Origin of the sequence: Methylobacterium sp. NEAU K (assembly GCF_030700285.1) — a bacterium.
Classification (GTDB): domain Bacteria; phylum Pseudomonadota; class Alphaproteobacteria; order Rhizobiales; family Beijerinckiaceae; genus Methylobacterium.
Genome location: NZ_JAUYZJ010000002.1, coordinates 212,738 through 238,656, shown reverse-complemented (window position 1 = coordinate 238,656; position 25,919 = coordinate 212,738). Strand labels below are relative to the sequence as shown.

At 69.9% G+C, this 25,919-nt stretch carries 23 protein-coding genes and 1 other annotated feature; of the genes, 13 read left to right on the top strand and 10 right to left on the bottom strand.

The genetic code is table 11. The features are described 5' to 3' along the window. Window positions 1–61 precede the first annotated feature (61 nt). From Q8W67_RS02760 to glp, 5 genes are read left to right on the top strand one after another with little or no spacing between them, the layout of a single operon-like run. Window positions 62–676 (top strand): aminodeoxychorismate/anthranilate synthase component II, encoded by a 615-nt coding sequence (locus tag Q8W67_RS02760; protein WP_305540600.1) that lies wholly within the window; start codon window positions 62–64, stop codon window positions 674–676. Window positions 677–711: 35 nt separating this feature from the next. Further along, window positions 712–1,749, top strand: coding sequence for an anthranilate phosphoribosyltransferase (gene trpD, locus Q8W67_RS02755; RefSeq protein WP_305540337.1), 1,038 nt, complete (start codon window positions 712–714; stop codon window positions 1,747–1,749). Further along, window positions 1,746–2,654 carry an indole-3-glycerol phosphate synthase TrpC gene (trpC, locus tag Q8W67_RS02750; protein WP_305540334.1) on the top strand — a complete coding sequence of 303 codons (909 nt, stop codon included), beginning with the start codon at window positions 1,746–1,748 and terminating at the stop codon, window positions 2,652–2,654. The genes trpD and trpC overlap by 4 nt, the downstream gene beginning before the upstream one ends. A gap of 3 nt (window positions 2,655–2,657) precedes the next feature. After that, window positions 2,658–3,161 (top strand): cyclic pyranopterin monophosphate synthase MoaC, encoded by a 504-nt coding sequence (gene moaC / locus Q8W67_RS02745; protein WP_305540331.1) that lies wholly within the window; start codon window positions 2,658–2,660, stop codon window positions 3,159–3,161. Next, window positions 3,158–4,390 (top strand): gephyrin-like molybdotransferase Glp, encoded by a 1,233-nt coding sequence (glp, locus tag Q8W67_RS02740; RefSeq protein WP_305540328.1) that lies wholly within the window; start codon window positions 3,158–3,160, stop codon window positions 4,388–4,390. Before moaC ends, glp begins: the two co-directional genes overlap by 4 nt. Before the next feature lie 4 nt (window positions 4,391–4,394). Here the strand turns inward: glp and Q8W67_RS02735 are convergent, their stop codons facing one another. Further along, on the bottom strand, window positions 4,395–6,173 hold the full coding sequence (locus tag Q8W67_RS02735; protein ID WP_305540325.1) for a hypothetical protein: 1,779 nt from the start codon (window positions 6,171–6,173) through the stop codon (window positions 4,395–4,397). Window positions 6,174–6,337: 164 nt separating this feature from the next. Between Q8W67_RS02735 and Q8W67_RS02730 the strand changes: the two genes are divergently transcribed. From Q8W67_RS02730 to Q8W67_RS02720, 3 genes are all read left to right on the top strand, one after another. Beyond that, window positions 6,338–7,840: an NAD(P)/FAD-dependent oxidoreductase gene (locus tag Q8W67_RS02730; protein ID WP_305540322.1), complete on the top strand. Its 1,503-nt coding sequence runs from the start codon at window positions 6,338–6,340 to the stop codon at window positions 7,838–7,840. A 113-nt stretch (window positions 7,841–7,953) separates the two neighbouring features. Beyond that, window positions 7,954–9,237: a sorbosone dehydrogenase family protein gene (locus Q8W67_RS02725; RefSeq protein ID WP_305540320.1), complete on the top strand. Its 1,284-nt coding sequence runs from the start codon at window positions 7,954–7,956 to the stop codon at window positions 9,235–9,237. A gap of 152 nt (window positions 9,238–9,389) precedes the next feature. Then, window positions 9,390–9,707, top strand: coding sequence for a cytochrome c (locus Q8W67_RS02720; RefSeq protein ID WP_305540317.1), 318 nt, complete (start codon window positions 9,390–9,392; stop codon window positions 9,705–9,707). A 77-nt stretch (window positions 9,708–9,784) separates the two neighbouring features. Here the strand turns inward: Q8W67_RS02720 and lepA are convergent, their stop codons facing one another. The 3 genes from lepA to Q8W67_RS02705 all read right to left on the bottom strand — a co-directional run bounded on the left by lepA (window position 9,785) and on the right by Q8W67_RS02705 (window position 12,890). Beyond that, window positions 9,785–11,587, bottom strand: a complete 1,803-nt coding sequence (lepA, locus tag Q8W67_RS02715; RefSeq protein ID WP_305540314.1) for a translation elongation factor 4 — start codon at window positions 11,585–11,587, stop codon at window positions 9,785–9,787. 244 nt (window positions 11,588–11,831) lie between these two features. Next, window positions 11,832–12,068, bottom strand: coding sequence for a hypothetical protein (locus Q8W67_RS02710; protein WP_305540311.1), 237 nt, complete (start codon window positions 12,066–12,068; stop codon window positions 11,832–11,834). Between the two features lie 36 nt (window positions 12,069–12,104). Continuing rightward, complete coding sequence (locus tag Q8W67_RS02705) at window positions 12,105–12,890, bottom strand: HugZ family protein (protein WP_305540308.1); 786 nt, start codon at window positions 12,888–12,890, stop codon at window positions 12,105–12,107. A 288-nt stretch (window positions 12,891–13,178) separates the two neighbouring features. Between Q8W67_RS02705 and Q8W67_RS02700 the strand changes: the two genes are divergently transcribed. The 4 genes from Q8W67_RS02700 to Q8W67_RS02685 all read left to right on the top strand — a co-directional run bounded on the left by Q8W67_RS02700 (window position 13,179) and on the right by Q8W67_RS02685 (window position 16,725). Then, window positions 13,179–13,889, top strand: a complete 711-nt coding sequence (locus Q8W67_RS02700; RefSeq protein WP_305540306.1) for a response regulator transcription factor — start codon at window positions 13,179–13,181, stop codon at window positions 13,887–13,889. Window positions 13,890–13,905: 16 nt separating this feature from the next. Continuing rightward, complete coding sequence (locus tag Q8W67_RS02695) at window positions 13,906–15,708, top strand: sensor histidine kinase (RefSeq protein ID WP_305540303.1); 1,803 nt, start codon at window positions 13,906–13,908, stop codon at window positions 15,706–15,708. Then, window positions 15,708–16,148: an HPr kinase/phosphorylase gene (locus tag Q8W67_RS02690; RefSeq protein ID WP_305540300.1), complete on the top strand. Its 441-nt coding sequence runs from the start codon at window positions 15,708–15,710 to the stop codon at window positions 16,146–16,148. The genes Q8W67_RS02695 and Q8W67_RS02690 overlap by 1 nt, the downstream gene beginning before the upstream one ends. A gap of 175 nt (window positions 16,149–16,323) precedes the next feature. After that, on the top strand, window positions 16,324–16,725 hold the full coding sequence (locus Q8W67_RS02685) for a PTS sugar transporter subunit IIA (RefSeq protein ID WP_243973829.1): 402 nt from the start codon (window positions 16,324–16,326) through the stop codon (window positions 16,723–16,725). Window positions 16,726–16,732: 7 nt separating this feature from the next. Here Q8W67_RS02685 and Q8W67_RS02680 read toward each other — a convergent pair whose 3' ends face one another. From Q8W67_RS02680 to Q8W67_RS02655, 6 genes are all read right to left on the bottom strand, one after another. Next, window positions 16,733–17,557, bottom strand: a complete 825-nt coding sequence (locus tag Q8W67_RS02680) for a DMT family transporter (protein WP_305540594.1) — start codon at window positions 17,555–17,557, stop codon at window positions 16,733–16,735. 62 nt (window positions 17,558–17,619) lie between these two features. After that, on the bottom strand, window positions 17,620–18,933 hold the full coding sequence (gene hslU, locus Q8W67_RS02675) for an ATP-dependent protease ATPase subunit HslU (RefSeq protein ID WP_305540297.1): 1,314 nt from the start codon (window positions 18,931–18,933) through the stop codon (window positions 17,620–17,622). A gap of 285 nt (window positions 18,934–19,218) precedes the next feature. Beyond that, a complete protein-coding gene (locus Q8W67_RS02670; protein ID WP_305540294.1) occupies window positions 19,219–20,715 on the bottom strand; it encodes a SulP family inorganic anion transporter in 1,497 nt (498 codons plus the stop codon). A gap of 60 nt (window positions 20,716–20,775) precedes the next feature. Then, window positions 20,776–20,831, bottom strand: a sequence feature (sul1 is cis-regulatory element that is thought to sense ions involved in sulfur or methionine metabolism; They are found in Alphaproteobacteria). Window positions 20,832–20,883: 52 nt separating this feature from the next. Then, window positions 20,884–22,554: a methyl-accepting chemotaxis protein gene (locus Q8W67_RS02665; protein WP_305540291.1), complete on the bottom strand. Its 1,671-nt coding sequence runs from the start codon at window positions 22,552–22,554 to the stop codon at window positions 20,884–20,886. 201 nt (window positions 22,555–22,755) lie between these two features. Next, on the bottom strand, window positions 22,756–23,286 hold the full coding sequence (gene hslV, locus Q8W67_RS02660) for an ATP-dependent protease subunit HslV (protein ID WP_305540592.1): 531 nt from the start codon (window positions 23,284–23,286) through the stop codon (window positions 22,756–22,758). 109 nt (window positions 23,287–23,395) lie between these two features. Beyond that, entirely contained in the window at window positions 23,396–24,394 is a 999-nt protein-coding gene (locus tag Q8W67_RS02655) for an SGNH/GDSL hydrolase family protein (protein WP_370693801.1), read from the bottom strand. Between the two features lie 208 nt (window positions 24,395–24,602). Between Q8W67_RS02655 and Q8W67_RS02650 the strand changes: the two genes are divergently transcribed. Continuing rightward, the gene (locus Q8W67_RS02650) at window positions 24,603–25,829 is read left to right on the top strand and encodes an MSMEG_0565 family glycosyltransferase (RefSeq protein ID WP_305540288.1); all 1,227 of its coding nucleotides are present in this window, start codon (window positions 24,603–24,605) and stop codon (window positions 25,827–25,829) included. The last annotated feature ends 90 nt before the right edge of the window (window positions 25,830–25,919 follow it).

The following is a 25,919-nucleotide window of genomic DNA, read 5'->3' as shown; positions in this document are numbered from 1 at the left end:
GCCGGTTGACCGGACGGATGCGAGCGGTCACATCGCGGTCATGCCCGAACGTGCCGCCGCGATGCCCAACGTCCTCGTCATCGACAACTACGATTCCTTCACGTGGAATCTGGTGCACCTGATCGGGCCGCTCTGCGGCTCCATCGAGGTCGCCCGCAACGACGCGCTCACCGTGGCCGACATCCGCGCGAAGGCGCCGGACGCGATCGTGCTCTCGCCCGGCCCCTGCACGCCGAACGAGGCGGGCATCTGCCTCGACGTTGTGCGCGCGCTGTCGGGCGAGATCCCGATTTTCGGCGTCTGCCTCGGCCTCCAGGCGATCGGGCAGGCTTTCGGGGGCGACGTGGTACGCGCTCCGCTGCCGCTGCACGGCAAGGTTTCGACCATCCGGCACGGCGCCCGCGGGCTGTTCCGCGGGCTCAACGACAGCTTCGAGGCCACGCGCTACCATTCGCTGGTGGTCGACCGCGCGACCTGCCCGGAGACGCTGCGCGTCACCGCCGAAGCGGACGGACTGATCATGGGGCTGGAGCACGCCGAGCGTCCCCTGCATGGGGTCCAGTTCCACCCGGAGAGCATCCGGTCGCAGCACGGCACGGAGATCGTGCAGAACTTCCTTGATCTCGCCGCCGCCTGGAACGCGGCGCGTGACAGGAACCGCGCCGACGTGCATTGACGCCAGGAGGCCGGGGCGGCCCTCCGACAGAGCGCATGGACAGCTTCAGACCCCATCTCGCCAAGGTCGCCGGGGGCCTTGCCCTCGACCGCGCGGAAGCGCGCGCGGCCTTCGACGACCTGCTGTCGGGCGACGTGACACCGGTCCAGGCAGGAGCCTTCCTTGCAGCCCTGAAAGTGCGCGGCGAGAGCGTCGAGGAGATCGTCGGCGCGGCCGAGGCCATGCGCGCCCGCATGACCCGCATCACCGCCCCGGTGGGTGCGATCGACGTGGTCGGCACCGGCGGCGACCATTCCGGCAGCGTGAATGTCTCGACGCTCGCCGCCATCCTGGTGGCCGCCTGCGGCGTTCCCGTGGCCAAGCACGGCAACCGCGCTGCGACCTCGCGCTCCGGCGCCGCCGACGTGCTGGCGGCCCTCGGCGTCCGGCTCGGGCTCGATGCCGAGCAGCAGGCCCGCTGCCTCGCCGAGGCCAACCTGTGTTTTCTGTTCGCCCAGGCCCATCATGGCGCCATGCGCCACGTGGCGGCGGTGCGCTCGGAGCTGCCGGTGCGCACGATCTTCAACCTGCTGGGGCCGCTCTGCAATCCCGCGGGCGTGGCCTACCAGCTGTTCGGCGTGGCCCAGGAGGCGCTCGCCGAGCCGCTGACCCGGGTCCTCGCCGAACTCGGCAGCCGCAGGGTCTGGACCGTGCACGGCTCCGACGGGCTCGATGAGATCACCGTCACCGGGCCGACCCGCGTCGTCGCGCTCGAGGACGGCCGGCTCTCCCGCTTCACCATCGACCCGCGCGAGCTCGGCCTGCCGCTGCGCGCGTCCGAGGAATTGCGCGGCGGCGATCCCGCCGACAACGCCCGCGCCCTCGAAGCCGTCCTGTCGGGTGCGCGCAACGCCTACCGGGACATTGCCGTTCTCAATGCGGGCGCTGCTCTCGTCGTCGCGGGGGCGGCCTCGACCCTGGCGGAAGGGCTCGCGCGGACGCAGGATGCGGTCGATTCCGGGGCAGCCCGGGTGACCCTCGCCCGCCTCGTCAAGGCTTCGAACGATCGCTCGAACGGGCAGGAGTGCCGATGAGTTCGCTCACGCAGGATTCGGCCGCCCAGGAAGGCGTCGCCGACGCGCCCCCCGAGCGGCCCAACGTGCTGGCACGGATCGAGGCGTACAAGCGCCGCGAGATCGCCGAGGCGAAGCTGCGGGTGCCGCTCGCCAAGCTGGAGCGTCGCGCAGCGCAGGCCGGGCCGGTGCGCGGCTTCGCGGCGGCGATCCGGGCGCATCTCGCCGAGGGGCGCCCGGCGCTCATCGCCGAGGTGAAGAAGGCCTCGCCCTCGAAGGGCCTTATCCGGGCCGACTTCGACCCGGCGACCCTGGCGTGCGCCTACGAGGCGGGGGGCGCCACCTGCCTGTCGGTGCTCACCGACGAACCCTCGTTCCAGGGTCGGCCGGAATACCTGACCCAGGCGCGGGCGGCCTGCGGGCTGCCCGCCCTGCGCAAGGATTTTCTGTTCGAGCCCTATCAGGTCTACGAGGCGCGGGCCTGGGGCGCCGACTGCATCCTCGTCATCATGGCCTGCCTGGATGACGACGAGGCCGAGGCCCTGGTGGCCACCGCGCGCGAACTCGACATGGATGTGCTGGTCGAGGTCCATGACGAGGTCGAGCTGACTCGGGCGCTCCCTCTCGGCACGGCCCTGATCGGGATCAACAACCGCAACCTCAGGACCTTCGAGGTCTCGTTCGAGACCGCGATCCGGCTTGGCCCCGGCATCCCGGACGATCGGATCGCCGTGGCCGAGAGCGGCATCGGCGACCATGCCGACGTGGAGCGGCTCCGCCAGCACGGTCTCGGCGTCGTGCTGGTCGGCGAGAGCCTGATGCGGCAGGCGGACGTGACGCAGGCGACCCGGACGCTGCTGTTCGGCGATGCGGAGAGCGGGGCAGACCCGGATTCCAGGACGGGCAAGACCCGCAAGAAGGGCTGAGCGATGCAGCCGGGTTCGACGCTCACGCATCTCGATACCAGCGGCGCGGCCAACATGGTCGACGTGACCGACAAACCCGCCACCGACCGGACCGCCCGGGCCGAGGGAAGCGTGGTGATGCGGCCCGAGACCCTGGCGCTGATCCGCGAGGGCGATGCCAAGAAGGGCGACGTGATCGGTACCGCGCGGCTCGCCGGGATCATGGCGGCCAAGCGCACGCACGAGCTGATCCCGCTCTGCCACCCGCTGCTCCTGTCGAAGGTGCGGGTCGAGTGCGAGCCGGACGATGCGCTGCCCGGGCTGCGCATCGCCGCCGAGGTGCGGGTCCAGGGGCCGACCGGCGTCGAGATGGAGGCGCTGACGGCGGTCTCGGTCGCCTGCCTCACGGTCTACGACATGGTCAAGGCGGTCGACCGCGGCATGCGGATCGAGGGCATCCGGCTGGTGGCCAAGGATGGCGGCCGCTCCGGTGCCTACCGGGCGCCTGCCGCGCGTGAAGCCCCGTGACCGGCGGCCTGATCCCTGTCGCCGAGGCGCTGGCGCGGGTCCTGGCGAGCGTCGCCGGCCCGGTGGCGGCCGAGACCGTCCCGCTGGCCCAGGCCGCCGGCCGCACGCTCGCCGCCGATGTCACTGCCGTGCGCACACAGCCACCGTTCCCGGCCTCCGCCATGGACGGTTACGCGTTGCGCGGCGCCGATGCCGATGTCGCGGGGGCGAGCCTGCGGCTGATCGGCACCAGCGCGGCCGGCCACGGCTTTTCCGGGCGCATCGGCCCCGGTGAGGCGGTGCGGATCTTCACAGGCGCGCCGGTGCCGGACGGTGCGGACGCGATCCTGATCCAGGAGGACGCCCAGGCCGAAGGGGCGACGGTCCGGGTGCTCGAGCCGGCCGAACCGAATCGGTTCATCCGCCGCGCCGGCCTCGATTTCAGCGCGGGGGAGACCTTGCTGGCGGCCGGAATGAGCCTGGATGCCCGCCGCCTCGCACTGGCGGCGGCGGCTGGCCATCCGCGCCTCTCGGTCCGACGCCGGCCCAAGGTGGCGATCCTCGCCACCGGCGACGAACTGGTGGAGCCCGGCGCCGCGCCGGCCTGGGACCAGATCGTCGCCTCGAACAGCCTCGCCCTGGCCGCGCTCGCCTCAGAGGCGGGGGCCGAGATCATCGATCTGGGAATCGCCGCCGACGATCACGGCGCCCTGGAGGATGCCTTCCGCCGGGCCCGGGAGGCCCGGGCCGACCTGCTGGTGACGCTGGGCGGCGCCTCCGTGGGCGACCACGATCTCGTCCAGGCGGCGCTGGCCCGGGAGGGCCTGGAACTCGGGTTCTGGCGAGTGGCGCTCCGTCCGGGCAAGCCGCTGATGCACGGGCGCCTCGGCGACATGCTGGTCATCGGCCTGCCGGGGAACCCGGTCTCGTCCATTGTCTGCGGGCTGCTGTTCGTGGTGCCGGCGATTCGGGCCCTGCAGGGCGATCCGCAGGCCGGCGCCGACCGCAGCGAGCCGGCGACGCTGGGTCGCGACCTTCCGGCCAATGATGGCCGCGCCGACTACATGCGCGCGAGCCTCGCGGTCGAGCCCGGCCGGCTGCCTGTGGCGACGCCGGAGCAGCGCCAGGATTCCTCGATGCTGGCGGTGCTCGGCCGCGCGGAGGCCTTGCTGGTCCGCGCGCCGCACGAGCCGCCCGCCGCGGCCGGCGATCCCTGCCGGATCATCCGGCTCGATCGCCGTCTGCTCTGACCGGTCAGCGTACCACGCGCCAGACTTTCAGGGGCCCGGGCAGGTCCACGGGCTGGAGCCGGTCGGACCGGACCTCGCCGCGGGCGAGGCGGGTCGCGTAGGCTGGCTCGGCCTGGAGATCGTCGGCCGGTCGGGCCGGGCAGGCCACGAGGTAGCGGATCCCGAAGTCTGCGAGCACGCGGTCGAGGTCCGCCTCGGTCCCGCCCAGGCCCTCGATGGCCGCGGTGAGGCCCGGAATCGCCCGGTGGTACGGGGCGGCCACGATCGTGTGCGGTGTGCGCAGAAGGATCGACGGGCCCAGGAAGATCGGCGCCAGCACGGTCCCGGCGGGCAGCGCCGCCAGGGGCCGCACGGCCGCGTCGCCCTGGCAGGCGATCGCGCCCGCCGGATCGAGTGCCGTCCGCGCCGCCGGGGCGAGCCATTCGGCCAAGGCCGCGGGCGCCAGCCAGAGCGTGCTCACGAGGCAGCCGCCGAGGGTCACGATGCCCCAGCGCCGGGCCCCGGCCCCGCGCTCGACGGCCAGCGCCAGGGCGCGGTCGAGCACCGCGCCCGCCACCAGCGGCACGAACGCGGAAGCGACGTAGAGCCCCCGGAACTGGAAGGCGCCGAGGATCAGCCCCGGCCACAGGAACAGCGCCGCCACCGACCAGGCGCGTCGCCGCGTCCCGCGCCACGCCATCCAGGCTGCCGTGAGGCTGGCGAGCAGCACGACCGGGTGAAAGACCAGCATCTCCCACCGACCCTGGGCGACGATTTTCGGCACCGAGGCCATCTCGTTGACGGTGAGCAGCCAATGGGTCCGGACCAGCCGCGTCATGCCCGGGAACGGCCCCTCCAGGCAGACCGGGAAAGCGAGGGCGAAGCCGCCGATGAGGGCGCCGCCGCACGATACCGCGAGGCCGAGGCGCGCCCACGGCGTCGCGAGATGCCGGTCGAGGCGAAAAGCCGCCACCGTGAAGCCGAGACCGCCGGCGGTCAGCCACAGCCAGGGCGGCGCGAGCGCGTCGCAACGTGTGGCAGACCAGAGCACCGGTGCCGTCTGTGCGGCGAACAGGATCGGCGCCGCGAAGCCGAGGCCCAGGCCGAAGCCGTTCAGCACGGGGAGCGCCGGGCGGCCGCGCCAGCACCAGTCGCCCGCGAGGTAGAGGGCGCCGAGCGCGACGTAGGGTAGGCCCTCCAGGCCGACCGCCAGCGACAGGGCCGCGAGCGAGCCTCCTGCGAGGCCGCGTCGAAATCCGCCCCGGATCATGCAGAAGGCGAGACCCAGGATGGCAAGGATCTGCACGCTGTGGTGGTCGACGCGGCCCGGCTGGAACTGGATCGTGATCCCGAAGGTCTGGGTCGCCACCAGGATCGCCAGGATCGCCGCGCGGCTGCCGAAGCTGTCCCGCACGCCGCGGTAGAGCACGCCGCAGAACAGCGCGAACAGCAGCAGGGGCCAGAACGCGGCCGTCAGACCCTCGGCGAGCGGCCGGCCCGCAAGCGGCGTCAGGACCAGGATCAGCCCCGCGATGGGTGTGTCGACGAGGCGCGACCAGTGGCTCGGCACGCCCACGGGCGGGAGGAAGCGGTACTGCACGTTGTCGAACCAGCCCTGGCCGCCCAGGAGGTCGCGCACCTCGACGAGCCGCATGGCGTCGTCGGTATCGGGCACGCGCAGGTGTCTGATCGTGTCCCAGATCTCGGGCGGCGCGCTCATCGTCGCCAGCGACAGGGCGACGAGCGCCCACAGGAAGGTCCGGAGATCGATCCGTGCCGGCAGGGCGACGACTGCGGGCGGCATCGGCTTCAGAGTCCCGTGCGCGCTGCGGACCAGCGCCTGGCGAAACGTGCCGCCATACGCTTAAGGACCAGTCAATGCGCCGTGATGGGGATCCTTAACCATCCTCGTTCAATCTCCGGCCGAGCCGGTGCGCGATCCGGCCGAAATGCCAGCCGGAGCACGGGATGAGCCACCACACCGAGACGCTGGTGATCGGCGCGGGGCCCGCGGGCCTCACGGCCGCCTACCTGCTGTCGAAGCAGGGGCGGTCGGTCACCGTCCTCGAGCGCGATCCGGCGCAGGTCGGGGGTATCTCGCGCACCGTCTCGCACAACGGCTACCTGTTCGACATCGGAGGCCATCGCTTCTTCTCGAAGTCCAAGGCGGTGGTCGATCTCTGGGATGAAATCCTGCCGAACGACTTCATCGAGCGCCCGCGGCTGTCGCGGATCTATTACCGCGGCCGATATTACGCCTATCCGCTCAAGGCCTTCGAGGCTCTGAAGAATCTCGGCCTCTTCACCAGCGCGGCCTGCGTTGCCTCCTACCTCTTCGCCCGCATGCGACCCGTGCGCGAGCCGAAGAACTTCCACCAGTGGGTCCGCAACCAGTTCGGCGAGCGCCTGTTCTCGATCTTCTTCAAGACCTACACCGAGAAGGTCTGGGGCATGTCGTGCGATGCGATCTCGGCGGATTGGGCGGCGCAGCGCATCAAGGGGCTCGATCTCGGTGCGGCGATCCGCGACGGGGTCAAGCGCTCGCTCGGCCTGCGCAAGGCCCCCCGGACGGACGGCCCGGTCATCAAGACGCTGATCGAGTCGTTCCGCTACCCCCGCCGCGGCCCCGGCATGATGTGGGAGGCCGCCGCCGCCAAGATCCAGGCCCAGGGCGGCCGGGTGCTCCTAGATCGCGGCGTCGATTCCCTCGCCTTCGACGCCGGCACCGGCATCTGGACGGTGGCGGCCCGCCGCGCCGACGGCAGCCGCGAGACCTTCACGGCCCGCCACGTGATCTCGTCGGCGCCCGTGCGCGAACTCGTGGACGCGATCCGGCCGCGCCCGCTCAGCACCTTCAACGCGCGGGCGCTCAAGTACCGCGACTTCCTGACCGTGGCGCTGATCGCCAAGTCACAGAAGGACTTCCCCGACAACTGGATCTACATCCACGATCCGTCGGTTCAGGTCGGGCGCGTGCAGAATTTCCGCTCGTGGTCGCCCGAGATGGTCCCGGATGCGGACCATACCTGCCTGGGTCTCGAGTATTTCTGCTTCGAGGGCGACGGGCTCTGGACCGCTTCGGACGACGCGCTCGTGGCGCTGGCCAAGCGCGAGATCGGCCAGATCGGGCTGATCGACCCGGCCGACGTGGTCGATGCCTGCGTGGTCCGGCAGCCCAAGGCCTACCCGGTCTACGACGAGGATTATGCCGGCCACGTCGTCACCGTGCGGCGCGAGCTGGAACGGGACTTCCCGAGCCTGCACCTCGTCGGCCGCAACGGCATGCACAAGTACAACAACCAGGACCACGCCATGATGACCGCGATGCTGACCGTGGAGAACATCCTCTGCGGCCGGCGCCGGCACGATGTCTGGCGGGTCAACGAGGACGCCGAGTACACCGAGTCCGGCCTCTCCGGCGCCGATGCCGCGCTCGGAAGCGAGCGTCTCGTGCCGCGCAAGGTCGCCTGACGGGCGACAGGCGAGCGGCCTCGTCACGAGTGCAACTTGCCCGTCCGCAGGCGTGGCTTATGTCCGAGCCGGCAAGCGCCCGACACCAAGGGCGGCCGGGAGGACGAAGACCTATGCGATCCGTTATCATCGCCGCTCTGTGGGCGGGCGTCGCCATGCCCGCGCTTGCCTTGCCGGCCCTGGCGCAGGGCGCTGCCCCGGCCGAGACGAAGACCAAGACCGACGACCTGGAGAAGCTCCAGGGCTTCCACAGCACGGACACCCAGGCCGCCCCCGAGATCCCGCAGACCGGCCGGCGCGCCGACGCGATCCGCAAGACGCTCACCAAGATCAAGCTGCCCGAGGGCTTCAAGATCGACCTCTACGCCGTGGTGCCGGACGCCCGCGCCATCGCGGTCGGCCCCAATGCCGGCGTGCTGTTCGTGGGCACCCGCAAGAACAAGGTCTACACGGTCACCGACCGCGACAAGGACCGGGTCGCCGACGAGGTCCGCGCCTTCGCGCCGGGCATCACGTTCAAGATCCCCAACGGCGTCTGCTTCTCGAAGGACGGTGTGCTCACCGTCGTCGAGCAGAACCGGGTTCTCGCCTTCCCGGCCGCCGAATTCTTCTACGAGAATCCGGATGTCGCCGCCGGCATCCTGGTCAAGGAAGGCGCGCTCATCCCCGCTGCCGAGGAGAGCTTCAACCACACCGCCCGGGTCTGCCGGGTCGGGCCGGACGGCAAGACCTACATCGCGCTGGGCCAGCCCTACAACGTGCCGCCGCCCGAGAAGCTCGACCTGTACCGGAAGGCCGGCATCGGCGGCATCATCCGCATCGACGCCGACGGCAAGAATCGCGAAGTCTTCGCCACCGGCATCCGCAACTCGGTGGGCATGGATTTCGCCACCGACAAGTCGCTCTGGTTCACCGACAATCAGGTCGACGGCATGGGCGACGACACCCCGCCGGGCGAGCTGAACCACGCCACCAAGGCCGGCGAGAATTTCGGGTTCCCCTGGTACGGCGGCGGCGCGGTGCGCACCGTCGAGTACAAGGACCAGACCCCGCCCGCGGACGTGGTCGCGCCGGTTGCCGAATTGGCGCCGCACGCGGCCGATCTCGGCATGACCTTCTACAACGGCAAGCAGTTCCCGGCGCCCTACAAGGGCGGCATCTTCATCGCCGAGCACGGCTCCTGGAACCGCACCGAGCCCGTGGGCGCCCGGGTGATGTTCGCGCCTATGGGGGCTGACGGGAAGCTCGGGCCGGTCAAGCCGTTCGCGGAAGGGTGGCTGACCGGCGACGGCGAGTATCTCGGGCGGCCGGTGGACGTGGCGGTGATGCTCGACGGCTCGCTGCTGGTCTCGGACGATTCCGCCGGGGCGATCTACCGGATCTCGTACGAGAAGTAGTTTTCTGCGACGCTTCCCTCCCCCTCGCGGGGAGGGATCCAGGATGGGGGTGATCCCAGGAGGAGGCCCCGCGGTGCCTCCCGCATGACCCCACCTCAAGCTCCCCCCGGCAACGGGGAGGATAGCACCGACGCGCAACCCGAGTCCCGCCGATGATCCGCCCGCTTCTCCTCCTCGCTGCCACGCTCGTCCCGTTCTCCGCCCAGGCGGGCGACGCGGCGCTGGGCAAGAAGCGCGCGACGGCCTGCCAGACCTGCCACGGGATGGACGGCCTCTCGAAGCTGCCGGAGGCGCCGAACCTCGCCGGGCAGGTGGAGCCCTATCTGGTCAAGGCGCTCACCGAGTACCGGGACGGCAAGCGTTCGAACGAGATCATGAACGTGGTCGCCAAGGAACTGTCGGACGCGGATATCGCGAACCTGGCGGCGTATTACAGCGGCATCCAGATCGACGTGCTGCCGCCGGGCTAGACGTTTAGTCAATTCCCGACGTCATTCCGGGCTCCGCTTTGCGGCCCTGGAATGACACGGCTGAGGCAAGAAACGCCTCAATCATCCATCTTCAGCGCAGCAATGAACGCTTCCTGCGGGATCTCCACGCGCCCGAACTGGCGCATCTTCTTCTTGCCTTCCTTCTGCTTGTCCAACAGCTTGCGCTTGCGCGAGATGTCGCCGCCGTAGCACTTGGCGGTCACATCCTTGGACAGGGCCTTGATCGTCTCGCGGGCGATGATCTTGCCGCCGATCGCCGCCTGGACCGGGATCTGGAACAGGTGGCGGGGGATCAGGTCCTTGAGCTTCTCGCACATGGCCCGGCCACGGGATTCCGCCCGCGTGCGGTGGACCAGCATCGAGAGGGCGTCCACCGGCTCGGCGTTCACCAGGATCGACATCTTTACGAGGTCGCCCTCACGATAGTCGGAGACGTGGTAGTCGAAGGAGGCGTAGCCCTTCGAGATCGACTTCAGCCGGTCGTAGAAATCGAACACCACCTCGTTTAGCGGCAGGTCGTAGACCACCATGGCGCGCTTGCCGACATAGTTGAGGTCGATCTGGACGCCGCGGCGGTCCTGGCAGAGCTTGAGAACGCCGCCGAGATACTCGTCCGGCGTCAGGATCGTGGCGCGGATCCAGGGCTCCTCGATTGCCTCGATCTTCATCACGTCCGGCATATCGGCCGGGTTGTGCAGTTCCTTGACCTCGCCGTCGCGCATCTGCAGGCGGTAGACCACCGAGGGCGCCGTGGAGATCAGGTCGAGGTTGAACTCGCGCTCCAGCCGCTCCTGGATGATCTCCAGGTGAAGGAGGCCGAGGAAACCGCAGCGGAAGCCGAAGCCGAGGGCGGCCGAGCTCTCCATCTCGTAGGAGAACGACGCGTCGTTGAGCCGGAGCCGGCCCATGGCCGAGCGGAGGTTCTCGAACTCGGCGGCGTCCACCGGGAACAGGCCGCAGAACACGACCGCCTGGACCTCCTTGAAGCCCGGCAGCATCGAGGACGTCTGGCGCTTGTCCTCGGTGATCGTGTCGCCGACGCGGGTATCGGCGACCTCCTTGATCGAGCCGGTGAAGAAGCCGACCTCGCCGGGCCCGAGTTCGCCGATATCGGCCATCTTCGGGCGGAACACGCCGATCCGGTCGACGCCGTGTACCGCGTCGGCACCCATCATCCGGATGTTCATGCCCTTCTTGAGCACGCCGTCGATGATGCGCACCAGCACGACGACGCCGAGATAGGCGTCGTACCAGCTGTCCACCAGCAGCGCCTTGAGCGGCGCGTCCCGTTCGCCCTTGGGCGGTGGCAGGCGGGTCACGATCGCTTCGAGCACGGCCTCGATGTTCAGCCCGGTCTTGGCCGAGATCGGCACGGCGTTGGAGGCATCGAGGCCGATCACCTCCTCGATCTGCTCCTTAACCCGCTCGGGCTCGGCGGCCGGCAGGTCGACCTTGTTGAGGACCGGGACGATCTCGTGGTTGGCGTCGAGCGCCTGGTAGACGTTGGCCAGGGTCTGCGCCTCGACGCCCTGGCTCGCATCCACCACCAGTAGCGAGCCCTCGCAGGCGGCCAGCGAACGCGACACCTCGTAGGCGAAATCGACGTGGCCGGGAGTGTCCATCAGGTTGAGGATGTAATCACGCCCATCCTGAGCCCGGTATTCCAGGCGCACGGTTTGCGCCTTGATGGTGATGCCCCGTTCCTTCTCGATATCCATCGAGTCGAGCATCTGCTCGCTCATGTCGCGGAGCGCGACGGTGCCGGTAGCCTGAATCAGCCGGTCCGCCAGGGTCGACTTGCCGTGGTCGATATGCGCGACGATCGAGAAATTGCGGATGGTGTCGATCGGGGTTGTCATCGGCATTCCGTTCGGGCGCGCGACGGCGCGCACCGTCTGACGTCTGGGCGTGTTCGGATGGATCGGCTCACGCGCGAGATAGCAGCGCCGCGGGAACGCGCCAAGCGCGACGGATGGTTCCGCCCTACCGGGACACCGGGCAGCGGCGGGCCGCAATCGTCCGAATCAGGCTGCGGGAGCCGGCATTCATCCAGCCCCCGCCCATCTGAAGCATCGAGCCGTCAGGCTTGACCCGGACGGCCGATCAGCGGCCGCGGTCGCGGATCAGGCGCTCGATCTCGGCCTCGCCGTGGGAGCGGGCCTTCGCTTCGGTCGGGTGCTTCCGATCCGAGCGCTGATGCAACTTGCCGTGCTTGCGGATGCTCCACTGGTACATGGAGCCGCCCTCGCCGACCGGCTGCACGTCGAGGCTGAAGGGGTAGGTGTCTGTCTGGATCTCGCTCATAGCGCGGATATGGTGCACCGCGCGGCACTTCGCCATGCTTTTCTGCGATCACCAGCGTTGCAGGTGCGTCGGTCAGGTTCCGGCGGCAGCGCCACGCGCCTGCGTCGCCATCGCCACGAGGCTTTTCCGGAGGGCGCCCATGTCCGAGACCTGCTCCGGGTAGGTCACGCGCGCAGTCCGTTCGCCGGCCATCAGGTCCAGGCCCTCCGGGTCGAGACCGGTGAGCCGCCAGGGCAGGCCCGCTTCGGCGCCGGAGCCGGCGGCGTAGAGAGCCAGAGCGTCCGCATGATCGGCGTTCATGTGCTCGACCGCCCCGCGCTCCGCCGCGACCACCGCTTCCGCCCCGGTGAGGTCGAGGAGCAGTTCGTCGCGGGTCAGGGTCGCGGCCTTGGCGAAGCCGCCGTTGAGATGCCCGGCCTCCGGGGCCAGCGCGAAGAAGCCGAAATCCGGGAAGTCGGCGTAGAGCTTGGCCTTCGGATGGCGGGCGAGGAAGCGCTCGCGTGCCTGCGGCGCGGTGGTCTGGGCGGCGCGGCCGACCACGGTGAGCCGCGGATGGGCGAGGGGATCGCCCTTGCCGCCCTGTGCGAACAGCAGCGAGCAGCGCGGGTCGGCCAGCAGGTTGCGCGTATGCGCCGAGAGCCGCGACAGCAGCATCAGCGGGGTGCCGTCCGAATCCGTGGCGATGGTCACCAGGGAGGCGAAGGGCGTCCCGTCCGGATCGACGGTCGCCAGGGCGCCCGAACGGATGCTCCGCAGCAGGGTCCGCGACAGGCCTATGGCGTCGAATGGCGCCTCGGCCGCCGGGAGCGGACGGGCGGGCTCCCGTTTCCCGGCCTCGTCCGTGATCGATTCGCCCATCAGGTCTCTCCCGTTTCCGAATGCTGCGACACGCCCCCGCCACGTTAGCGGTCTAGTGTCCGGCGCACGAGGAGTCTGGCCCGCGTCAGATCGGCCGTTACGGCCAAGCTATGACCGCCGCTCGCTTTTTCCGATCGCCCGTACTAAAGCACCTGTCCCTCCGCGCGAACCGGCCAGCGCCGAAACCGGCCACGTTCGCGCTTCCGCCTGCCCCTCGGGGCCGGGACGTAGCGCGGCCCGCGCCAACAGCCGGGACCGCGCTTGAGCCCGTTCAGTCAGGGACCGCGCATGCCGACCATCGCCCTCGTCGACGACGACCGGAACATTCTCACCTCCGTGTCGATCGCGCTTGAGACCGAAGGCTACCGCATCCAGACCTACACGGACGGCGCCTCCGCGCTCGACGGTCTGCGGCATTCCCCGCCCGATCTCGCCATCTTCGACATCAAGATGCCGCGCATGGACGGCATGGAACTTCTCAGGCGCCTGCGGCAGAAATCCGACCTTCCGGTGATCTTCCTGACCTCGAAGGACGAGGAGATCGACGAATTGTTCGGGCTCAAGATGGGCGCGGACGACTTCATCCATAAGCCGTTCTCACAGCGCCTGCTGGTGGAGCGCGTGAAGGCGGTGCTGCGTCGCTTCGCCAAGGAGGCGCCCGGTGCCACCCCGCGGGGCGAGGCCGAGGTGGCGGCCCGCTCGCTGGAGCGCGGCTCTCTGATGATGGATCCAGAACGCCACACTTGCACCTGGAAGGGCGAGCCCGTGACGCTCACCGTCACGGAATTCCTGATCCTCCAGGCGCTGGCCCACCGCCCCGGCGTGGTGAAGAGCCGCAACGCCCTCATGGATGCGGCCTACGACGACCAAGTCTACGTTGACGACCGCACCATCGACAGCCACATCAAGCGCCTGCGCAAGAAGTTCAAGGTGACCGATCAGAGCTTCGACATGATCGAGACGCTCTACGGCGTCGGCTATCGATTCAAGGAGGCGTGATCCCAGGATCCGCCACGTGACCACCCGTACCCCCGCCCAGGCCGAGGACGCCCCGCCCCGCGCCTCGTTCACCCAGACCCTCTCCCGGCCGCTCGCTTGGCCGCGCGCCCTGTGGGATTCCATCGGCCAGCGCGCCTCGTCGAGCCTGACGCGCCGCATCGTCGTGCTCAACCTCGTCGGGCTGATCGCGCTGCTCGTCGGCTTCCTCTACCTCAACCAGTTCCGGCAGGGACTGATTCAGGCACGGATCCAGAGCCTCGCGATCCAGGGCGAGATCATCGCCGGTGCCATCGCGGCCTCGGCATCGGTGGACACCGACACGATCCGCATCGACCCCGACAAGCTCCTCCAGCAGCAGGCGGGCGAGGCCACCGAGGAGGAATCGCAGCCGCTCGCCTTCTCGCTCAACCCCGAGAAGGTGGCGCCGCTGCTGTCGCGGCTGGTCACCCCCACCGGCAACCGCGCCCGGGTCTACGACCAGGAGGGCGGCCTCCTGTTCGATACGCGGACCCTGTTCAAGCGCGGCGATGCGGGCCGCGCCGACCCGATCGCGGCCGCGCCGCACAAGGCGGGGATGCTCGAATCCGCCTTCCAGGCGGTCCAGACCAAGCTGAGCGGCCTGTTCGGCAGCCGGACCGCGCAGCCCGAGGACACCGGGCCGGTCAACGGCCATTCGCTCCGGGAAGTCCAGGCGGCGCTCGGGGGCAATCGCGGCAGCCTGGTCCGCCGCAACAAGCTCGGCGAGACCACCGTGTCGGTGGCGGTGCCGATCCATCGCGCCGGTTCCGTGCGCGGCGCGCTGCTGCTCTCGACACAGGGCGACTCGATCGACCGCGTGATCGCCTCGGAGCGATTCGGCCTGCTTCAGGTGTTTCTCGTCGCCTCCGCGGTGATGGTCGTGCTCTCGGCGTTGCTCGCCGGGGCCATCGCGGGCCCGGTCCGCCGCCTCGCGGAGGCCGCCGAGAAGGTCCGCATGGGCATCAAGACCCGCGAGGAGATCCCCGACTTCACCGAGCGCACCGACGAGATCGGCCATCTCTCCGGCGCGCTGCGCGACATGACGCAGGCGCTCTACCGGCGCATCGACGCGATCGAGAGCTTCGCCGCGGATGTCAGCCACGAGCTGAAGAACCCGCTCACGTCGCTGCGGAGCGCGGTCGAGACCCTGCCGCTCGCCAAGTCGGACGATTCGCGCGGCAGGCTGATGGCGATCATCCAGCACGACGTGAAGCGGCTCGACCGGCTGATCAGCGATATCGCCGACGCCTCACGCCTCGATGCCGAGCTGGCCCGCGCCGAGGCGCGGCGCGTCGATCTCAGAAAGCTGCTGACCACCGTGGTATCGGTGGCCAACGAGCGCCGGCGCCCCAAGGATTGCCTGATCCAGCTCGACGTGGAGTCGCTTTCAGAGCAGGATTCGCCCTTCACGATCATCGGCCATGACAGCCGGCTGGGACAGGTGGTCAACAATCTCCTCGACAATGCCCGCTCGTTCTCCCCCTCCGATGCCAAGGTGCGCGTGGCCCTGCGCCGGGTGCGCGGCGAGATCGAGCTGGTCTGCGAGGATGAGGGGCCGGGCATCCCCGAGCATGCCCTGGAGCGGATCTTTGAGCGCTTCTACACCGACCGGCCTGAGCAGGGCTTCGGGCAGAATTCCGGGCTCGGCCTCTCGATCTCCCGCCAGATCGTGCAGGCCCATCGCGGCACGATTCGCGCCGAGAATCGCCCCGGCGCGCCGGACGAGGACGGCGAGCCGACGATCCGCGGCGCCCGCTTCATCGTGCGCCTGCCCGCCGCACCGCGCCAGCTCCACGCCTGATGCCGGCGCTGCACGCGGCCTGCGTGGCGCTGGACGGTGCGGGCGTCCTGATTCGCGGGCCGTCCGGTGCGGGCAAGTCGTGCCTGGCGCTCCTCCTGGCGGCCGCGGAGGACGGCGCGCTGGTGGGGGACGACCGGGTCATCTGCGAAGGGCGAGCCGGCCGTCTCAGCGCCCGGGCACATCCCGCGCTCGCGGGCCAAGTGGAGATCCGCGGGCAGGGCATCCTCTCCGCTGCGGATCTCGGCATCGCCACACGCCCGGACGCGATCGTGCACCTCGTCGTCGATCTCGTTGCGTCGTCTCCCCGGCTGCCCGAGCCCCCGGCGGACGCCGAGATCCTCGGAATCCGCCTGCCGCGCCTCGTCCTCGACCCAGGCGTCCGGGCCGCAGGGCTGGCGCCGCTCCTGGTGCGTGCGGCGCTGCGAAAGCAGCGGCCGTGACTTCGCAGCCGCACAGGTCCGGCGATTCGCGCAACGGTGGTGATCCCCCATGGCGCCTGGAGTGCGCGCGTGGCATGATTGCCGGAATGTCCGAGCAAAATAGTCGCGATCGCCTTGTGGGTGTCTGTGCGATGCACAACATGGCGGCAGACACAGGACGTTGGAACACGTGTCGATGATTGGCATGGTGCTCGTCACCCACGGGCTGTTGGCGACCGAATTCAAGGCCGCTCTGGAGCACGTGGTCGGCCCGCAGGATCAGATCGAGACGATCACGATCGGGCCGGAAGACGATATGGAGCTGCGGCGACGGGACATCATGTCCGCGGTCTGTCGCGTGAACAGTGGAGAAGGCGTGGTGGTGCTGACCGACATGTTCGGCGGCACGCCCTCCAATCTTGCGCTCTCCTGCATGAATGGCGGCTCGGTCGAGGTGGTGGCGGGCATCAACCTGCCGATGCTGATCAAGCTGGCCAGCGTGCGCGACGAGGAGAATCTCGGCGACGCCGTCCTCCACGCCCAGGAAGCCGGCCGCAAGTACATCAACGTCGCCTCGCGGGTCCTCGCGGGCAAGTAAAGCGTCCTCAGCGGTCCACCGTGACCGCCTCCGTCAGCGGCGGCCGGGCCTTGGCGGTGATTCCCGCGGATGCCGCGATCACCAGCCCGATGGCGAGCCACTGCATGCCGCTGAGCCGTTCGCCCAGGACCGCGAAGCCCGCGCAGGCGGCAAGCGCCGGCTCCAGGCTCATCAGCACGCCGAAACTCTTCCGGTCGAGCCGGCGCAGGGCGACCATCTCCAGCGAATAGGGCAGGGCGCTCGACATCAGCGCCACCGCGAGTCCTGCAGCCAGTATGTCGGGGGCAAAAAGGCCTATGCCCGCCTCGGCGACGCCGAAGGGCGCCGCCACGAGGGCAGCGGCCAGCATCCCGAGCGACACCGCCTGCCCCCCGTCGACCCGACCGGCGCGCTGGCCGCACAGGATGTAGAGCGCCCAGGCCACGGCCGCGCCGAGGGCCAGCAGGACGCCGAGCGGGTCCAGTGCGCTGGTCGAGGAAATCGGCAGTAGCAGCCCGAGCCCGAGCACGGCCACGCCGATCCACAGGAAATCGGCCCTGCGGCGAGAGGCGGCCAGCGCGACCGCTAGCGGCCCCGCGAACTCGATCGCCACGGCCGGCCCGAGCGGCAGCCGCGCCAGCGCCAAGTAAAACAGCAGGTTCATCAGGCCGAGCGCCGCGCCGTAGAGCGCGATCCAGCCCGCGTCCCACCGGGAGATGCTGTGCCGCCACGGGCGCCACACCGCCATCAGGATCAGCGCCGAGAAGCCGACCCGCAGGGCCGCCGTACCGGCCGCCCCCACGGCCGGGAACAGGCTCTTGGCGAAAGTCGCGCCGCATTGCAGCGAGACCATGCCGGCGACCAGTGCCGCGACCGGGAGAAGCGTCGAAGGCAGCGCCGGCCGCCCGGCGGCGCTCACAGGATGAACCGGCTCAGATCCGCGTTGGCCGCCAGATCCTCGACCCGCGCACGTACGTATGCGGCATCGATCGGCACGGTCTCGCCCGAACGGTCGGTGGCGGTGAACGAGATCTCGTCGATCACACGCTCCAGGACGGTCTGGAGGCGGCGGGCGCCGATATTCTCGACCGACGAATTCACCTCGACAGCGACGCGGGCCAGCGCATCCACCGCGTCGTCGGTGAACGTGAGGGTCACGCCCTCGGTCTCCATCAGGGCGACCGTCTGCTTGATCAGGCTGGCCTCGGTCGAGGTGAGGATCTTGCGGAAATCGTCCACGGTCAGCGGCTGCAGCTCGACCCGGATCGGAAGCCGACCTTGCAGCTCGGGCAGGAGATCGGCCGGCTTCGAGACGTGGAAGGCGCCGGAGGCGATGAACAGCACGTGGTCGGTCTTCACCGGGCCGTGCTTCGTCGCCACGGTCGTCCCCTCGATCAGGGGCAGCAGATCGCGCTGGACGCCCTCGCGCGATACGTCGCCGGACGACCGGCCTTCGCGCGCGCAGATCTTGTCGATCTCGTCGAGGAAGACGATGCCGTTGTTCTCGACCTCGCTGATCGCCTCGCGCACCAGCGCCTCGTCGTCGACGAGCTTGTCGGATTCCTCGGCCAGCAGCGGCGCGTAGGCGTCCCGCACCAGAATCCGGCGCGGCTTGCCGCGTTGGCCGCCGAGCGCCTTACCGAGCATGTCGCCGATGTTGATCGCACCCATTGAGGCACCCGGCACGCCGGGAATCTCGAACATCGGCAGCCCCGCGGGCGCGCCCGATGTCAGTTCCAGCTCGACCTCCTTGTCGTCGAGCTCGCTGTTCCGGAGCTTGCGCCGGAAGCTGTCGCGGGTGGCCTGGCTTGCGGTCGGACCGACGAGGGCATCGAGGATGCGATTTTCCGCGGCGGCCTCGGCCTTCGCCTTCACGGCCTCTCGTTTCACCTGCCGGGTCAGGCCGATCGCCACCTCCACGAGGTCCCGCACGATCTGCTCGACATCGCGACCGACATAGCCGACCTCGGTGAACTTGGTCGCCTCGATCTTCAGGAACGGCGCGTTGGCGAGCCGGGCGAGCCGCCGGGCGATCTCGGTCTTGCCGCAGCCGGTCGGGCCGATCATCAGGATGTTCTTGGGGGCCACCTCCTCGCGCAGCGGACCGGTGAGCTGCTGGCGCCGCCAGCGGTTGCGGAGCGCAATTGCGACGGCGCGCTTGGCGTCGTGCTGCCCGACGATGAAGCGATCGAGTTCGGACACGATCTCGCGCGGAGAGAACGTCGTCACCGCTTTGCCATCCCTGTTCCCGGGCCCGAAGTCCCGACCCACCGGCCCGGAATGGGGTCGCGCGCCGCGCCGCGCAAGAGGCCGCCCGCACCTGCGCGCAGCTGTAGCAGACTGCAAGAACGATGGCCTGACCGCAACGACAGGGCGGTCGACGGCCGTGCAGAGCGCGTGCCGGACGAGGGACCGATGACCGCACACGCGCGCGATGAAGGCACACGCTGAGAGCATCGGGTGGCTCTTATCCGTCTCGGATCACGCATCCGCGGCGTGCGAGGGACGGCAGCCTCAGTGAGCCGCGGGCGAGGGTGCGGATCCCGGTTTATCGTGCATGCCGAACCGCTCGACCAACGTCGCGCTCGCGACGTTCAATCCGACGACCTCGACGACACGTCCGCGAGCCCGGGCCTTGAGGACCACGCGATCGAGGGCGGCGACCGCCGAGATGTCCCAGAAATGCGCGGCGTGCACGTCGATGACGAGGCGCTCCACCGGCTCGAGCACGTCGATCGCCTCCGAGAAGGTGCCGGCCGAGGCGAAGAACACCTGTCCGGTGACGCGGTAGGTCCGGGTCCGGCCGTCGCCCGAGAGCGTGGACGTCACCTGGCTCAGCCGCGACACCTTGCCGGCGAAGAACACGCCGGACAGGAGCACCCCGGCTAGGACGCCGATCGCGAGGTCCTTGGTGGCCACCACGACCAGCACGGTCGCCAGCATCACAGCCGAGGACGGCAGCGGGTTGGTCCGCAGCTGCGCCAGCGAGCGCCAGGAGAACGTGTTCAGCGAGACCATGATCATCACGGCTGTCAGGGCCGCCACCGGCACCACGGCGAGCAGGTCCTGGAGCGCCACGAGCAGCAGGAGCAGGAAGGCGCCCGCCACCAGGGTCGACAACCGGCCCCGCGCCCCCGAGGAGACATTGATCACCGACTGCCCGATCATCGCGCAGCCGCCCATGCCGCCGAACACCGCCGACGCCATGTTGGCGAGCCCCTGACCCATGCATTCCCGGTTCTTGTTGCTGCCGGTATCGGTCATGTCGTCGACGATCTGCGCGGTGAGCAGGCTCTCCAGCAGGCCGACCGCCGCCAGAGTCGCCGCATAGGGCAGCAGGATCCGCAGGGTCTCGAGGGTCAGGGGCACGTTCGGCAGCGCGAAGCTCGGGAGCGCCGAGGGCAAGGCGCCCAGATGCGAGACCGTGCGCACGTCGAGGTGGAAGACCGCAGTGATCGCGGTGAGCACCGCGATCGCCACGAGCGGCGACGGGACCGCCCGCGTGATCCGCGGGAAGCCGTAGATGATCGCGAGCCCGAGGGCGATCAGCCCATAGGTCGCCGGCGTGACGCCGGTGAGCTCGGGCAGCTGCGCCAGGAAGATCAGGATCGCCAGCGCGTTGACGAAGCCGGTCATCACCGACTGCGAGACGAACCGCATCAGCCGGCCGAGCCTGAGCAGGCCGGCGAGGATCTGGATCACCCCCATCAAAATGGTCGCGGCGAACAGGTACTGCACGCCGTGCTCGCGGACGAGATCGACCATCACCACCGCGGTTGCCGCGGTGGCGGCCGAGATCATCGCCGGGCGGCCGCCCGCGAAGGCGATGGTGCAGGCGATGACCACCGAGGCGTAGAGGCCGACCTTGGGGTCGACCCCGGCGATCACCGAGAAGCCGATCGCCTCCGGGATAAGCGCGAGGGCGACGACGATCCCCGACAGGGTGTCGCCGCGGATGTTTGAGAACCACGGGCCGAGAGCGCCGACGGTTCCGGATGTGCTGCGTTGCATGGAGAAATCCGCACGAGACGCGCGGCCGCATTCGGAGCGGTCGGAGGTGCGTCTCGGATGCGTGGTCCGGCGGATCGGCGGCCGGAAGAGCCACCCGGGCTTTCACCGGGTCCTTGCGAATGCCGCGACCCTACGGGGCCTCGCGCTGCGACGCAACATCCGCTCGGCTCAAGCCGCCCGTACCTGCGCCACGAAGCCCGCGACCTCGCTGCCGAGGCCGTCCGAGCGGCGGGCGATATCGGCCGCCGCGTCGAGGACCTGGGCCGCGCTGGCGCCGGTCTCGTGGGCGGCGCCGAGGACGAGCGCCATCGTCTCGGTCACGGCGCGTGTGCCGCTCGCGGCCTCGGAGACGCTGCGGGCGATCTCCTGCGTGGCGAGCTGCTGCTCCTCGACCGCCGCGGCGACGCCGATCGCGATACCGTGGACCTGCTCGATGGTGCCGCCGATCTCCTCGATGGCCACGATCGCCTCGTGGGTGGCGGCGCGCATCGCCGCGATCTGCCCGGCGATCTCGTCCGTGGCCTTGGCGGTCTGGGTCGCCAGCTCCTTCACCTCGGTGGCGACGACCGCGAAGCCGCGCCCGGCCTCGCCCGCCCGGGCCGCCTCGATCGTGGCGTTGAGCGCCAGCAGGTTGGTCTGGCCGGCGATGGTGGAGATCAGCGACACGACCTGCCCGATGCCGTCGGCGCTGCGGGCCAGCGCCTGGACGCTCGTCCGGGTGCGGCGGGCCGCCTCGACGGCGCCGGCCGCGGCATCGGAGGTCTGCGTGACCTGGACGCCGATCTCGCTCGCGGTGGCGGCGAGTTCCTCCGTGGCGGCGGCCACGGCCTCGACGTTGTAGGCGGTCGTTTCGGCGGCGCGGGTCACCGCGCGGGACTGGGTATCGGTGTGCTTCGCATTGCCGGCCATGGCGGCGGCGGCGCGCTCCATGCCGGCGGCGGCGTCGGCCAAGTGACCGACGAGCCCCCCGATGCTGCCCTGGAAGCGATCGGCGAGACCGATCATTTCCGCCCGCTTGAGCGTCGCCACCTCGACGCCCGAGCGCTCGCGTTCCTGCCGCAGGCCTTCCGCCTCCCGCATCGTCCCGGCGAAGACCTGCATGCTCGCCCAGATCGCCCCGATCTCGTCGCGGCTCGGCTTGACGACCGGAAGGGCGAGGTCTCCGCGGGAGAGACGCTGGATCGCGTCGGAGACCGCCCGCAGCGGCCGGACGATCTGCCGCTGCCCGACGAGGAGGCCGAGCGCGAAGCACACCAGCGTCCCGACGAGCGCCAGCCCGAGCAGGAGCAGCATGCGCACCCGGAAAAGATCCTGCGTCTCGGCCTTGATCGCGGCCATCTCGGCGCGGCCGCCGGTGACGAGGGCGTCGATGCTCGTCTGGAAGGCCTTGCGGTTGCCGCGGTTCGCGTCGTTGAAGCCGAGATCGGCGGCGGCGCGGGGGCTGATCTGCTCTCCCGCATCGGCGACCGCATTCCGCAGGGTCCGGAAGGCATCGGCGTTGCGCGCCATCACGTCGAACAGAGGACGCTCGGATTCGATCACCCGGGGGGCCCAGGCGGTGCGCAGCGCATCCATCTCGGCGAGGCCCTTGCGGATGCCATCGGCGTACTTGGCAGCCTCGGCCCGGTCGGCCGAGGCGTAGACGCCGCGTGAGTCCATCGTGACTTCGGCGGCGAGGCGATTGAAGTTCGCAGCGTTGAGCGCGCGGATCGAAGCGTCCTCGGCCCGCGCCAGCGATTCTTCGAAGCGCTGGAGCGTCATGACGCTCACGCCGGCCACGACCAGCGTCGTCAGGCTGCAAGCGCCCACAAAGCCGAGGAGTTTCCCACCGATCTTCATCGTGCTTCCGCCCGTGACGTATTCGTAGGCGGATTTTGATGAAAACTGCTCAATAGCCCGTTAACCGGGGCCAATAATCGGCGAGTATCAGAAATCAGGCCGCAGCCGGTGAACGTCCCCCCACGGCGACATCGCGGAATGCGAATCTGCCGCATCCCTCGGATCCGGCATCAGAGTCGCCGCCGGCGCGGCGACCGATGCTCAGGGCGCATCGAGCGCCTCGATCACGAGGTTTCCGTTGGTGTAGACGCAGATCTCGGCCGCGATTGCCATGGCGCGACGGACGATTGCTTCCGCGTCGAGATCGCCGTCCTCCAGCGCGCGGGCGGCCGCCAGCGCGTAATTGCCGCCGGAGCCGATCGCCATGACGCCGCTTTCCGGCTCGAGCACGTCGCCCGAGCCCGACAGCAGCAGGCTCACCTCCCGGTCGGCCACCACCATCATCGCTTCCAGGCGGCGCAGGTAGCGGTCCGTCCGCCAATCCTTGGTGAGCTCGACGCAGGCCCGGGTCAGCTGGCCGGGATACTGCTCTAGCTTGCCTTCGAGGCGTTCGAACAGCGTGAAGGCGTCCGCTGTGGCCCCCGCGAAGCCGCCGATCACCGCGCCCTTGGCGAGACGCCGGACCTTGCGGGCATTGCCCTTCACGATGGTCTGGCCGAGGCTCACCTGCCCGTCGCCGCCGACCACGACCCGTCCGCCCTTTCGGACCATCAGGATCGTGGTTGCGTGCATCTGGGGCGGGCCGCCCCTGTCATCGTACCTGAATGCGTCCTGGCTCACGGTTCCGCTCCGGTCTCGGTCGGTGCCGAGATGGGGAGCTTTGCCGGCCGCGTCCAGCCGCCTATTCCGCGACGGCCTCGGCAGTCTGCACCGAACCCGCATCGTTCAGGATCGACTCGGCCGCAGCCTGGGCCAGCAGGGCATAGCCGCCATCGGCCATGTGCAGCCCGTCGGAGGCGAAGAGCTGCTTCGTGGTCAGCTTCCCCTCGCGGACCCAGCCGTGCATCAGATCGGCGCGGCGTATCACCGGGACATCGAGCTCGTCCCCGATCGCCCGCACGGCTTGGAGGAACCGGGATGATCCGGGCGTCGAATCGAGCTTCGGGCACCATTGCGGCTCCATCAGCACGACGTCGATGCCTGCCTCCCGGATCCGCCGGATCGCCGCGACCGTGGCCTCGCGGAAATGCTCGATCGAGACACCGCGCAGGGGATCGTTGCTGCCCGTCTGCCAGATGACAAGCTGCGGCTCCGCCGCGATCACGTCACGGTCGAGGCGGGCCAGCATGTCGTCCACGTGTTCGCCGCCGATGCCGCGGTTGATTACGGCGACATCCATGCCGCGCAGCTTCTTGCGCAGGTCGACCTGCAGGCGCGCCGGATAGGAATTGGCCGGTGTGGACGCCCCGATCCCTTCGGTGGACGACGAGCCGAAGGCCACGATCTTGAGCGGGGCACCGATGGCGATCTGCCGGGCGACGTGCGGCAGATCCGGGCTTTCGCGCAGGTCGATGCCGAGAACATCCAGCGAATCGGGCAGCAGGTCCGCGTAGGCCAGGACCGCAGTCGGGACCGAGAGGAGCGCACACAGCACCAGGCGCTGCAGACGCCTGCGACGCGGCTTGGCGGAACTGGTGTGAATCGACGATTGGGCCACGGGACCGACTGCTCCGGCGCTCGTCACCGACGGATACAATCTGTCACATAGGCTTGAAAAGAGCGGTTCCGCGGGATGCTTGAAGAGAAAGTGCATTCGTAACGCAAAATTAGGAGTGCGGACCGGCGGTCCGCTACCGTCGACCGATTCATCATGCGGCACCCGATGCGGCACCCGCGGCACGGGTGGGCTGGCGCATAGCCCGGACTCTCGGATCTGGCGCCTGAGCAGGCGGAACCGGACGTTTTTGCGCCATCGTGACCACTGCGTCCCGGACCGGCACGATCAATGCGAACCGGGTGGAGCGGATCTCCGAGAGGGCGGCGGAGAGCGTGGTCCGGGACTTCGCGCGTGAGTTCTCGACCGGCTGCGGGCCTCGGTATGCTGTCCGATGGTCGACCGCTTGCGCATCGCGATCCTCACGCACTCGACCAATCCCCGCGGCAGCGTGGTCCATGCCCTGGCGCTCGGCGAGGCCCTGTGCGGCCTCGGGCACGAGGCGGTGGTCCACGCCCCCGACCCGACCGGCCGGGGCTTCTTCCGCGGCGCGCGCTGTCCGGTGGTGTCGGTGGCCGGGCAGCCCGTCACCGAGCCGACCGTCGCCCTCGTCCGTGCCCGGATCGCCGATTTCCTCGCGCATTTCTCGACGCCGGCCGCCTGCGAATTCGATGTCTTCCACGCCCATTGCGGCATCAGCGGCAACGCGCTGGCGACCCTGACGCGCCGACGCCTGATCCCGGGCTTCGTGCGCACGGTCCACCACATCGATACATTCTCGGACCCGCAGCTCGCCCAGTTGCAGGAACGGGCGATCGTCGATGCCACGCGGCTGCTCTGCGTCAGCCGGACCTGGGCGGCGACCCTCGCGGCGGAATACGGCGCGCAGGCGGACGTGGTCGGCAACGGCGTGGACGGGACGGTCTTCACCCCCGATGCGGCCGCAGAGGATGCCGAACTCCGCCGGGGGTTCGGGCTCGGGCCGGGCCCGGTCTTCCTCAGCGTCGGCGGCTTCGAGGCGCGCAAGAACACGCTGGCGATCATCGAGGCCTTCGCGATGCTGCGCCGGCGCGTTCCCGGTGCGCAGCTCTTGGTGACCGGGGGCGCCTCCCTCCTCGACCACGCGGGCTACGAGGCCCGTTGCTGCGCCGCGCTGGAGCGCGAGGGCCTGGAGGTCGGACCGGGAAGGCCGGTAATCCGAACCGGGCCGATCGCACAGGCCGACATGCCGGGCCTCTACCGGGCCGCCGACACGCTGGTCTTCCCCTCCCTGAAGGAAGGCTACGGCCTCTGCGTGCTCGAGGCGATGGCCTGCGGCACGCCCGTCATCGTCTCGGCGCGCCCGCCATTCACCGAATATCTCGCCCCCGGCGAGGCGCTGTCGGTCGATCCCGACGATACCGGTGCGATCGCGGCGACGATGCTGGCAAGCCTGGAGCCGGGGCGGCGCGGTCGCCTGCGCAACGCCGGGCGAGAGGTGGCCCGGGCTCATGCTTGGGAGGCCTGCGCAGCGCGACACCTGCCCTCCTACGCGGCGCTCGCCCCGGGCCCCGCCCCGGTGGTCGCCGTTGCCACGGGCTCGGCGGCCTGGAACATCACGCGCAGACCCGGCGATGCCTGATACAGTCACCGTGATCGCGGACACTCGCGCCCTCGGCGAGGACGCCCCCCCTTCCGACCCGTGTGCGGAGGCTGCCTTTCCCCATGACGC

What these genes read in the sequence shown, in the direction of transcription:
- Q8W67_RS02760 (WP_305540600.1), top strand. Translation starts at nt 62, where the DNA reads ATGCCCAACGTCCTCGTCATCGACAACTACGATTCCTTCACGTGGAAT.
- trpD (WP_305540337.1), top strand. Translation starts at nt 712, where the DNA reads ATGGACAGCTTCAGACCCCATCTCGCCAAGGTCGCCGGGGGCCTTGCC.
- trpC (WP_305540334.1), top strand. Translation starts at nt 1,746, where the DNA reads ATGAGTTCGCTCACGCAGGATTCGGCCGCCCAGGAAGGCGTCGCCGAC.
- moaC (WP_305540331.1), top strand. Translation starts at nt 2,658, where the DNA reads ATGCAGCCGGGTTCGACGCTCACGCATCTCGATACCAGCGGCGCGGCC.
- Q8W67_RS02735 (WP_305540325.1), bottom strand. Translation starts at nt 6,173, where the DNA reads ATGCCGCCCGCAGTCGTCGCCCTGCCGGCACGGATCGATCTCCGGACC.
- Q8W67_RS02730 (WP_305540322.1), top strand. Translation starts at nt 6,338, where the DNA reads ATGAGCCACCACACCGAGACGCTGGTGATCGGCGCGGGGCCCGCGGGC.
- Q8W67_RS02725 (WP_305540320.1), top strand. Translation starts at nt 7,954, where the DNA reads ATGCGATCCGTTATCATCGCCGCTCTGTGGGCGGGCGTCGCCATGCCC.
- Q8W67_RS02720 (WP_305540317.1), top strand. Translation starts at nt 9,390, where the DNA reads ATGATCCGCCCGCTTCTCCTCCTCGCTGCCACGCTCGTCCCGTTCTCC.
- lepA (WP_305540314.1), bottom strand. Translation starts at nt 11,587, where the DNA reads ATGACAACCCCGATCGACACCATCCGCAATTTCTCGATCGTCGCGCAT.
- Q8W67_RS02710 (WP_305540311.1), bottom strand. Translation starts at nt 12,068, where the DNA reads ATGGCGAAGTGCCGCGCGGTGCACCATATCCGCGCTATGAGCGAGATC.
- Q8W67_RS02705 (WP_305540308.1), bottom strand. Translation starts at nt 12,890, where the DNA reads ATGGGCGAATCGATCACGGACGAGGCCGGGAAACGGGAGCCCGCCCGT.
- Q8W67_RS02700 (WP_305540306.1), top strand. Translation starts at nt 13,179, where the DNA reads ATGCCGACCATCGCCCTCGTCGACGACGACCGGAACATTCTCACCTCC.
- Q8W67_RS02690 (WP_305540300.1), top strand. Translation starts at nt 15,708, where the DNA reads ATGCCGGCGCTGCACGCGGCCTGCGTGGCGCTGGACGGTGCGGGCGTC.
- Q8W67_RS02685 (WP_243973829.1), top strand. Translation starts at nt 16,324, where the DNA reads ATGATTGGCATGGTGCTCGTCACCCACGGGCTGTTGGCGACCGAATTC.
- Q8W67_RS02680 (WP_305540594.1), bottom strand. Translation starts at nt 17,557, where the DNA reads ATGGTCTCGCTGCAATGCGGCGCGACTTTCGCCAAGAGCCTGTTCCCG.
- Q8W67_RS02670 (WP_305540294.1), bottom strand. Translation starts at nt 20,715, where the DNA reads ATGCAACGCAGCACATCCGGAACCGTCGGCGCTCTCGGCCCGTGGTTC.
- Q8W67_RS02665 (WP_305540291.1), bottom strand. Translation starts at nt 22,554, where the DNA reads ATGAAGATCGGTGGGAAACTCCTCGGCTTTGTGGGCGCTTGCAGCCTG.
- hslV (WP_305540592.1), bottom strand. Translation starts at nt 23,286, where the DNA reads ATGCACGCAACCACGATCCTGATGGTCCGAAAGGGCGGACGGGTCGTG.
- Q8W67_RS02650 (WP_305540288.1), top strand. Translation starts at nt 24,603, where the DNA reads ATGGTCGACCGCTTGCGCATCGCGATCCTCACGCACTCGACCAATCCC.